This is a genomic window from Bradyrhizobium sp. JYMT SZCCT0180, from assembly GCF_018130165.1.
Classification (GTDB): Bacteria; Pseudomonadota; Alphaproteobacteria; order Rhizobiales; family Xanthobacteraceae; genus Bradyrhizobium.
On record NZ_JAFCLZ010000009.1, the window covers coordinates 292,255 to 301,280 of the forward strand.

Sequence of the window (9,026 nt, forward strand, 5' to 3'; positions counted from 1 at the left end):
TCTGTACCAGCATTTCGAAGAGATCTAACGGGCTACCCCCCGCTGCGATAGACCTGAATATCCAGATCCCTGATCTTCTTCCGCAGCGTGTTGCGGTTGAGGCCGAGCAAGTCGGCGGCGCGGATTTGGTTGCCCCGTGTCGCCGCGAGCGCCGCCGTGAGCAGCGGCACCTCGATTTCCTTGAGGATACGATGGTAGAGGCCCGGCGGCGGCACGCCGTTCGGGAAGCCCGAGAAGTGCGAGGACAGGTAGGCCTCGACCGCGCCGCCGAGATTCTCGACGCCGAGCGGCGCATTGCCCCCCGAGGCCACGGCCGGCGGCGCCAACTCGCCGTCGATCACTGAACCCGTGATGACGTCCTGCGGATAGAGCGCTGCCAGCCGGCGTGCGAGATTTTCGAGCTCGCGCACGTTGCCGGGCCAGCGATGCTGCTTGAGCCGCTCCAGCGCCAGCGTGTCCAGCTTCTTGGGAGGCAGCCCGTCTTTCTCGGCGAGCGAGAAGAAATGCCGGATCAGGTCGGGCAGATCCTCGATGCGCTCGCGCAGCGGCGGCAGCCGCAGCGGCACCACATTGAGGCGGAAGAACAGGTCTTCCCGGAACAGGCCCTGCTGGATCAGGATGCGCAAATCCTTGTTGCTCGCCGCCACGATCCGCACGTCGGTCTTGATCGGGGTGCGCCCGCCGACCGTGGTGTATTCGCCCTGCTGCAGTACCCGCAGCAACCTGGTCTGCGCTTCCATCGGCATGTCGCCGATCTCGTCGAGAAACAGCGTACCGCCCTCGGCCTGTTCGAACCGGCCGGAAGCCCGCGTATTGGCGCCGGTGAACGCACCGCGTTCATGGCCGAACAGCTCAGACTCGATCAGATCGCGCGGGATCGCCGCCATGTTGACCGCCACGAAGGGGCCGTTGCGCCGCTTGCCGTAATCATGCAGCGCACGGGCGACCAGTTCCTTGCCGGTGCCGGACTCGCCGGAGATCATCACCGTGAGGTCGGTCTGCATCAGACGCGCCAGCACGCGGTAGATTTCCTGCATCGCCGGCGAGCGGCCGACCAGCGGAATAGAATCGAATTCGCCTTCGTCGGCAGAACTCGCCACGCGCTCCTTCGGCTCCGCCAAGGCGCGCCCGACGATGGTGATCAGCTCCTTCAGGTCGAACGGTTTCGGCAGATATTCATAGGCGCCGCGCTCCGAGGCCCGGATCGCCGTCATGAAGGTGTTCTGCGCGCTCATGACGATGACGGGAAGGTTCGGCCGCATCTTCTTGATCCGCGGCAACAGGTCGAACGCGTTCTCGTCGGGCATCACGACGTCGGTGATGACGAGGTCGCCCTCGCCCTGGCTCACCCATCGCCACAGCGTCGCCGCGTTTCCGGTCAGGCGCACCTCGTATCCGGCGCGCGAGAGAGCCTGGTTTAGAACTGTGCGGATGGCGGTGTCGTCATCAGCGACAAGTATGCTACCTGCGGGCATCATTATTCCTCATCTTGCGGCCTGTGAGGCAGGCGACGGCGTACCCGAAACGTCATCGCGATTGCTTTGGTCGAATTGCTTGGTGGCGCTGAACATCGGCAGCAGCACGCGGAACGTGGTCTTCCGCGGCTGGGATTCGCATTCGATGATACCGCCGTGATCGCCGACGATTTTTGCGACGAGCGCGAGACCGAGCCCGCTGCCGGTTTGTTTGGTGGTCACGAACGGGTCGAACAGGTTCGGCAACAGGTCTTCCGGCACGCCGGAGCCGTTGTCCTTGACGCAGAATTCAAGCGGCAGCGACACCCGCGACTTCTTGCCTGGCACCGACAGGCGGACCCCCGGGCGGAATGCGGTGGTAAGCTGGATTTCGGCATCGCTGCCGAGATCGGCGACCGCCTCGGCGGCGTTCTTCACCAGATTGAGGAATACCTGAATGAGCTGGTCCTGATTGGCCAGCACCGGCGGCAGCGAAGGATCGTATTCCTCGACGAAGCGGACGTTGCGGGCAAAGCCCGACTGCGCCAGCCGTTTGACGTGGTCGAGCACGGAATGAATGTTGACGGGACCGCGCGCCACCGGCCGGTCGTCGCCGAACACTTCCATGCGGTCGACCAGCGTGACGATACGGTCGGCCTCGTCGCAGATCAGCCGCGTCAGCATACGGTCCTCGGACGAGGCCGCCTGCTCGAGCAATTGCGCCGCACCGCGAATGCCGGACAGCGGGTTCTTGATTTCATGCGCCAGCATCGCCGCCAGCGCGATCACCGAACGCGCCGCGCTCCGATGCGTCAATTGCCGGTCCATCTTGTCGGCGATGGTGCGCTCCTGCAGCATCACGACGATGTGGCCCGGCCGCTCCGTCAGCGGCGCGACGTGAAGATCGACCTGGCGGTCGCCGCCGATCCTGGGCGTGCCGAGATCGACCTTGTATTCGTTGACCGGCGAGCCGCTCGATCGCACCTGATCGATCAGCGCCAGCAGCGGACTGCCGAAGGGCACCAGTTCCTTCAGCGACTGCCGTTGCAGGAACTGGGTCGAAATCTCGAAGAACGATTCGGCGGCGATGTTGGCGTCGATGATGCGCCCGTCGGGCGCGATCAGCAGCACCGGATTCGGCAGCGCATTGAGAATCGCATCGCTTTCGGACGGCAGTCGCCGGCGTTGTTCTGCGGCCGAATTCATGCTGCAGCACTCCATGCAAAATCGTCGTAGGCGTCCTGCAGCGATCGATGTACCCGGTGCGGATCCTCCGACGTCAGTATCTTTTGCCGCCAGCTCTTGAGTGTCTCCGCCGGCGCGCGGCTGCATTCGGCAGCGATCTCAAGCGCCCAGCCGAGATGCTTGCGCGCGTGCTTGAGGCCGATGCGCAAACCGTAGAGGCGGCAGACTTCGTCATAGAGCGCGCGGATGTGAGCGAGTTGTTCGGCCAGCGAAGGGGCGGCTTCGGACTTTCCGGTTTCCAGTTGGCGTCCGATCTGGCCGGGCAGCCAGGGCTGCCCCTGCGCACCGCGGCCGATCATCACGGCATCGGCGTCAGACATTTCGAGCGCGCTGACCGCCTTCTCGAACGACGTGATGTCGCCATTGACGACGAGCGGCACCGTGATCGCATCCTTGACCGCGCGCACCGCGCTCCAGTCCGCCTCGCCCTTGTAGAACTGGCAGCGCGTGCGGCCGTGTACCGTGATCATCTGCACGCCGGCGGCTTCCGCGCGGCGCGCGAGTTCGGGGGCGTTGAGCGAGCCGTGATCCCAGCCGAGGCGCATCTTCAGCGTCACCGGAACCCTGACGGCAGCGATCGTCGCGTCGATCAGCTTGAGCGCATGGTCGAGATCGCGCATCAGCGCTGAGCCGGACTGGCCGCCGGTCACGTGACGTGCCGGGCAACCCATGTTGATATCGATGATGTCGGCGCCGGCAGCCTCGGCAATCCTCGCCCCTTCCGACATCCAGTGGGTCTGGCAGCCTGCAAGCTGAACCACATGCGGGCCGATCCCGGTCGCCTCGCAGCGCAATACCGACATCGGCCGGCCATGCACGAGATCGTCGCTGGCGGTCATCTCGGAGACGACGAGTCCCGCCCCAAGGGCGGCGGCAAGGCGCCGAAAGGGTGCATCGGTAATGCCGGACATCGGCGCCAGGAGAACCCGGTTGGCGATGGAAATATCGCCTATCTTCAACGTCTTAGGGCGTGGGTCGTCCAGGCCGGTCACGGTGTTCTCATTGGTCTGGCAGCAGCGGCATTGCTACTGTCGGCGCATATTGTGAGCACAAATCTTGTGCAGTCAAGTTCCATGCCTACACTTTAGACAGTTCTATCATTTGTGCAAGTGCACTGCAACAAAAACTGCTTTTCCCACAGCTATTGGGAAACGCTCTGTTTTTACGCATTCGGCATGGTAAGGGCTGTGCGCCGCAGGGGCCCGTTCCCCTCTCCTCAACCCGATCCGTCCGTAACCAGAGTCAAATGCCGAAACCTGAGCGTACAGCAGCCATCCTCGTCGCAGCCGGGCGCGGACTTCGCGCCGGCGCGGGAGGGCCCAAACAATACCGCACGATTGGCGGGCAGACCGTGATCTTCCGGGCGATGGAAGCGTTCTGCCGCCACCCCGAAATCTTCGCCGTGCAGCCGGTTGTGAATCCCGACGACACAGCGGTCTTCAACGAGGCCGTCGCCGGATTGCGCCATCAAACACCCACCAATGGCGGCGCGACGCGCCAGGCCTCGGTGCACGCCGGCCTCGAGGCGCTGGCCAGCGAGAAGCCCGACATCGTTCTGATCCACGACGCGGCGCGACCATTCGTGACACCGGCCGTGATTTCGCGCGCGATCGACGCCGCCGGCCGCACCGGCGCTGCGGTTCCCGCAATCGCCGTCACCGATACGATCAAACAGGTTGGTGAGGCCGGCAATGTCGAGGCCACACCGGACCGCGCGCGGCTGCGCATCGCACAGACGCCGCAGGCGTTTCGTTTCGACGTGATCCTCGAAGCGCATCGCCGCGCCGCGCGCGAGGGCCGCAGCGATTTCACCGATGATGCCGCGCTCGCCGAATGGGCGGGATTGACGGTGGCGACCTTTGAAGGCGATCCTGCGAACATGAAGCTCACGACCCCTGAAGATTTCGTCCGCGAGGAAGCCCGCCTCGGCGCCATGCTCGGCGACATCAGGACCGGCACCGGCTACGACGTGCACGCCTTCGGCGACGGCGATCATCTGATGATCTGCGGCGTCCGCGTGCCGCACACGCGCGGCTTTCTCGCCCATTCCGATGGCGACGTCGGCCTGCACGCCATGGTCGACGCCATCCTCGGCGCGCTGGCGGACGGCGATATAGGTTCGCACTTCCCGCCCAGCGATCCGCAGTGGAAAGGCGCCGCTTCCGACAAGTTCCTCAAATATGCGGTCGATCGCGTCACCGCGCGTGGCGGCCGCATTGCCAATCTTGAGGTCACCTTGATCTGCGAGCGGCCCAAGATCGGACCGCTGCGCGATGTCATGCGCGCGCGCATCGCAGAGATCACCGGGCTCGACATTTCCCGCGTCGCCGTCAAGGCGACCACCAGCGAACGGCTTGGCTTTACCGGCCGCGAGGAAGGCATCGCCGCGACCGCGAGCGCCACCATCCGTCTTCCCTGGAGCGAATAGAATGAGCGGCAGCGACGCCCGCGCCCTCTCCCGCTCGCTGCTCGATCTGTGCCGGATGCGCAAGCTGACGATTGCGACCGCGGAATCCTGCACCGGCGGCCTGGTCGCGGGCGCGCTCACGGATATTCCCGGCTCCTCCGACGTCATCGACCGCGGCTTTGTCACATACTCCAACGAGGCCAAGCGCGCGATGCTCGGCGTCAAGGTGACGACGCTGGCGACCTTCGGTGCGGTCAGCAAGGAAACCGCCACCGCGATGGCGGTCGGCGCGCTGGAGAAGGCAGGCGTCGATCTGGCCGTCTCCATCACCGGCATTGCCGGTCCCGGTGGCGCCACACCCGGCAAGCCGGTTGGGCTCGTGCATTTCGCGGTCGCCTCGCGCGACGGCCGCATCCTGCATCGCGAACATCGCTTTGGCGCCATCGGCCGCACCAGCGTGCGCCAGCGCTCCGTGGTCGAGGCGCTGCGCATGCTGATGGAGCTGGCGCGCGGACCGCAGGCATCCGTCAAGCCGCGCCGCGAGGCCGTGAGCCGGCTCCGCCCGCGTGTCGCGCGTTCGACCCGGGGCAGCGCCGTCAAGCGACGACGGCCCCCGAGATCCTAGCGATCCGCCTCATCACTTCGCCGCGGCCAACGCCTTGGCGCGGGTTTCGCTGAGCGAAGCCGCCGGCGTCAACGCCTCCGGGCTGATCGTGAGTTCGATGATCGCCGGCAAGCGCGACGCCACCGCCTCGTCGAAGGCCTTTGCAAAATCCTCCGTACGGTCGACCCGGGCGCCGAAGCCGCCAAAAGCACGCGCGAGCGCGGCGAAATCAGGGTTCGCCAGATTGGTGCCGGACACCCGGCCGGGATAGTGCCGCTCCTGATGCATGCGGATGGTACCGTACATACCGTTGTTGCAGACGATCACGATGAGGGGCAGCCGATTTTCGACCGCGGTCATGAACTCGTTGCCGGTCATCTGGAAGCAGCCGTCGCCGGCGAATGCGATCACCGGCCGGTTCGGGTGCAGATGCTTGGCCGCAACCGCCGCCGGCAAGCCGTATCCCATTGAACCTGATGTCGGCGCCAGCTCGGTCCGGAACTGCCGATAGCGCCAGAAGCGATGAACCCAGACCGCGTAATTGCCGGCGCCGTTGCAGATGATCGCATCCTCCGGCAGACGCTCACTGAGATCGCGCACGATCCGCGAAAGCTGAACATCGCCGGGTGAACGGGTCGGCTCGTTGAAGGCGAGATAGTCAGCATGCGCCGCCTTGAGTTCGTCGCCGCGCGGCTGATGCTTCGGCTTCAGCCTGGCTATCGCAGCCGCGAACGCCGCGCTCCCCGAAATGATGCCCAGTTTCGGCGCATAGACGCGGCCGATTTCTTCCGGATCCGGATAGACGTGAACCAGCGGCTGCTTCGGCTGCGGAATGTCGAACAGGCTGTAGCCCGATGTCGTGATTTCCCCGAGCCGGGCGCCGAGCGCAATGATCAGATCGCTGTCACGAATCCGTTCGGCGAATTTCGGGGAGATGCCGATGCCGACATGGCCGGCGTACGCAGCGTGCAGATTGTCAAAATAATCCTGGCACCGGAATGAAGCGCTGACGGGCACCTCATGCGCGGTCGCGAAGGTTTCGAGGTCGCGGCGTGCTTTATCGCTCCATCCGCCACCACCGACGATCAGCAACGGCTTGCGCGCCGCGGCCAGCAACTCCTCGAATTGTTGCAGGCTTTCTGCGCCGGGTGCAACGGTCTGCGGTTTGTATGGCTGCGCATCCGGAACATCAGCCTCGTCGGTCAGCATGTCCTCGGGCAGCGCCAGCACCACCGGACCGGGCCGGCCGGACGTCGCGGTATAAAACGCCCGCGAGATGAATTCGGGAATTCGCCGCGCGTCGTCGATCTGGGCGACCCATTTGGTCATCGGCCCGAACATCTGCCGGTAGTCGATTTCCTGGAACGCTTCGCGTTCCATCATGTCCCGCCCGACCTGGCCGAGCAGCAGGATCATCGGCGTCGAATCCTGAAACGCGACATGAACGCCCGCGGAGGCGTTGGTGGCGCCGGGGCCGCGCGTCGCAAAGGCAATGCCGGGCTTTCCGGTGAGCTTGCCATAGGCGTCCGCCATCATGGCCGCGCCGCCCTCATGCCGGGAATTGACGAAGTGGACTCGCTGGTTCTGGTACATGCCGTCCAGCGCCGCCAGAAAACTTTCACCGGGCACACCGAACACGGTGTCGGCGCCGTGCAGGGCCAGTTGATCGATCAGAATATGCCCGCCGGTTCGCATGGGTGCCTTGATGTCCATCACCTCGTCCTTCCGTTCCGCAAGTCGTTTGGCATTCAATTTCCTTGATTTCGATCGTTCGGCCGGACGCGAGCCTCGACGCCGGTGACGGCCTCGTAAGCCTTGATCACGGCGGTGCAGGACTCGCCGTCATGGCCGAGCAAGGCGGCTTGCCGGTAGGTCTGGTGCACGGCATCGGCCATGAAACCCGGCAATCCGGCATCTTCCAGCCAGCGCGCGTAATAGCGCACATCCTTGCGGGCGTTCGCCAGCGACATCAGCGGGGTAAAGTCGCCGTCGAGCGTCGCCTGGCCGTAGAGGTCGAGCATGCCGCTCTTGCCGCCCGCGGCCGAGATGATGGTGATCAGCTGCTTGAGATCGAGGCCATCCTTCGCCGCCAGCGCAAACCCCTCGCACCACGCCGCAACGTTGGCAAACGCGATGTAGTTGTGGATCAGCTTGAGGCGGATGGCGTGGCCGAGCGGGCCGATGTGGAAGATGTTCTCCGCATAGCGCTCGAAATAGGGCCTGAGCTCGCCGAGCAAATCGGCCTCCCCGCCGTAGAGCACGTTGACCTTGCCGGCGTCCGCGTGCTTCGGGGTTCGCGTCATCGGCGCCTCGGCATAACGCCCGCCGGCTGCACGGACCAGCCGATCGAGTTTATCGACCATTTGCGGGCTGCCGGTGGTGTGATCGACGACGACGAAATTCGGCGCCGGGCGGGCGAGCAGTCCGTCGGGTCCCATCAGCAGCGCCTCGACGTCCTCGGCGGCATTGACGCAAATCATGATGATGCGGCATTCGCCAATGTCGCGAAGACCGCCCGCCGCCGACGCTCCCTGGGATTTGGCAATGGCAACCGCCTCAGGGTTCAGGTCGTAGGCCGTGACAGCGACGCCCTTGGCCACGAGGTTCTTGACCAGCCCGCGTCCCATTCCGCCAAGGCCGATGAATCCCACGCGCTCCAATGTCGTCATGTCACGCCCGCTTTCCATAGACCACATCGGCCCGCTTCTCGAATGCCGCGGCAAAGCGGTGGAACGCGGTGTCGAACATCGTGCCCATCAGCATCGCCAGCATCCGGCTCTTGAATTCGTAGGAGATGAAGAATCCGACATCGCAATCGGTTTCGGATTTGGGCTCGAAGCTCCAGCGGTTTTCGAGATTGCTGAACGGCCCCTTCAAATACTCCACCAGGATCTTCAGATTCGCACGATCGAGCGTCACCCGGCTGGTGAAGGTTTCCCGCACCAGCTTGAACGACACCGTCATGTCGGCAACCACGATCTCGGTGCCGTCGGGCTGCGCCATGCGCTGACGGATTTTCAGCGAATGGCATAACGGCACGAATTCCGGATAGCGCTCGACGTCGGCGACCAGATCGAACATCTGCTGGGCGGTGTGATGCGCCCGCCGCTTGCTTGAAAACCTCGGCATCGGCTATCTCAGCGGGATCGCGCCGCGCGCGCTGCCTGCAGCTTGGCGAAATCATCGCCGGCGTGATGCGAAGAGCGGGTCAGCGGGCTCGCCGACACCATCAGGAACCCCTTGGTGTAGGCGACCTTCTCGTATCCTGCGAACTCGTCCGGGGTGACGTAGCGCATCACGGCGTGGTGCTTGCGGG

General features: G+C 64.7%; 8 protein-coding genes and 1 pseudogene. 2 read left to right on the forward strand and 7 right to left on the reverse strand.

Going from position 1 to position 9,026, the window contains the following annotated elements; genetic code table 11:
• Positions 1-32: 32 nt before the first annotated feature.
• Genes ntrC through dusB form a run of 3 tightly spaced genes read right to left on the reverse strand, consistent with a single transcriptional unit; the run spans position 33 to position 3,658 of the window.
• The gene (gene ntrC / locus JQ641_RS16045) at positions 33-1,475 is read right to left on the reverse strand and encodes a nitrogen regulation protein NR(I) (RefSeq protein WP_192735943.1); all 1,443 of its coding nucleotides are present in this window, start codon (positions 1,473-1,475) and stop codon (positions 33-35) included.
• A 9-nt stretch (positions 1,476-1,484) separates the two neighbouring features.
• On the reverse strand, positions 1,485-2,660 hold the full coding sequence (locus tag JQ641_RS16050; protein WP_192735942.1) for a two-component system sensor histidine kinase NtrB: 1,176 nt from the start codon (positions 2,658-2,660) through the stop codon (positions 1,485-1,487).
• On the reverse strand, positions 2,657-3,658 hold the full coding sequence (dusB, locus tag JQ641_RS16055; protein WP_211996929.1) for a tRNA dihydrouridine synthase DusB: 1,002 nt from the start codon (positions 3,656-3,658) through the stop codon (positions 2,657-2,659). The genes JQ641_RS16050 and dusB overlap by 4 nt, the downstream gene beginning before the upstream one ends.
• Before the next feature lie 287 nt (positions 3,659-3,945).
• On the opposite strand from dusB, the gene JQ641_RS16060 reads away from it, so the two are divergent.
• Positions 3,946-5,127, forward strand: coding sequence for a bifunctional 2-C-methyl-D-erythritol 4-phosphate cytidylyltransferase/2-C-methyl-D-erythritol 2,4-cyclodiphosphate synthase (locus JQ641_RS16060; protein WP_211996905.1), 1,182 nt, complete (start codon positions 3,946-3,948; stop codon positions 5,125-5,127).
• A 1-nt stretch (position 5,128) separates the two neighbouring features.
• Positions 5,129-5,731: a CinA family protein gene (locus tag JQ641_RS16065; RefSeq protein WP_211996906.1), complete on the forward strand. Its 603-nt coding sequence runs from the start codon at positions 5,129-5,131 to the stop codon at positions 5,729-5,731.
• 12 nt (positions 5,732-5,743) lie between these two features.
• Here JQ641_RS16065 and JQ641_RS16070 read toward each other — a convergent pair whose 3' ends face one another.
• From JQ641_RS16070 to JQ641_RS16085, 4 genes and pseudogenes are all read right to left on the reverse strand, one after another.
• Entirely contained in the window at positions 5,744-7,423 is a 1,680-nt protein-coding gene (locus JQ641_RS16070) for a thiamine pyrophosphate-binding protein (RefSeq protein WP_211996907.1), read from the reverse strand.
• Between the two features lie 35 nt (positions 7,424-7,458).
• On the reverse strand, positions 7,459-8,379 hold the full coding sequence (locus JQ641_RS16075) for an NAD(P)-dependent oxidoreductase (protein ID WP_211996908.1): 921 nt from the start codon (positions 8,377-8,379) through the stop codon (positions 7,459-7,461).
• A gap of 1 nt (position 8,380) precedes the next feature.
• Positions 8,381-8,839: a type II toxin-antitoxin system RatA family toxin gene (locus JQ641_RS16080; protein ID WP_211996909.1), complete on the reverse strand. Its 459-nt coding sequence runs from the start codon at positions 8,837-8,839 to the stop codon at positions 8,381-8,383.
• Between the two features lie 8 nt (positions 8,840-8,847).
• A pseudogene (locus tag JQ641_RS16085) lies at positions 8,848-9,026 on the reverse strand (lipoyl synthase); the annotation flags it as partial.

Coding starts and splice junctions, on each gene's coding strand:
- ntrC (WP_192735943.1), bottom strand. CDS start 1,475: ATGCCCGCAGGTAGCATACTTGTCGCTGATGACGACACCGCCATCCGC.
- JQ641_RS16050 (WP_192735942.1), bottom strand. CDS start 2,660: ATGAATTCGGCCGCAGAACAACGCCGGCGACTGCCGTCCGAAAGCGAT.
- JQ641_RS16060 (WP_211996905.1), top strand. CDS start 3,946: ATGCCGAAACCTGAGCGTACAGCAGCCATCCTCGTCGCAGCCGGGCGC.
- JQ641_RS16065 (WP_211996906.1), top strand. CDS start 5,129: ATGAGCGGCAGCGACGCCCGCGCCCTCTCCCGCTCGCTGCTCGATCTG.
- JQ641_RS16070 (WP_211996907.1), bottom strand. CDS start 7,423: ATGGACATCAAGGCACCCATGCGAACCGGCGGGCATATTCTGATCGAT.
- JQ641_RS16075 (WP_211996908.1), bottom strand. CDS start 8,379: ATGACGACATTGGAGCGCGTGGGATTCATCGGCCTTGGCGGAATGGGA.
- JQ641_RS16080 (WP_211996909.1), bottom strand. CDS start 8,839: ATGCCGAGGTTTTCAAGCAAGCGGCGGGCGCATCACACCGCCCAGCAG.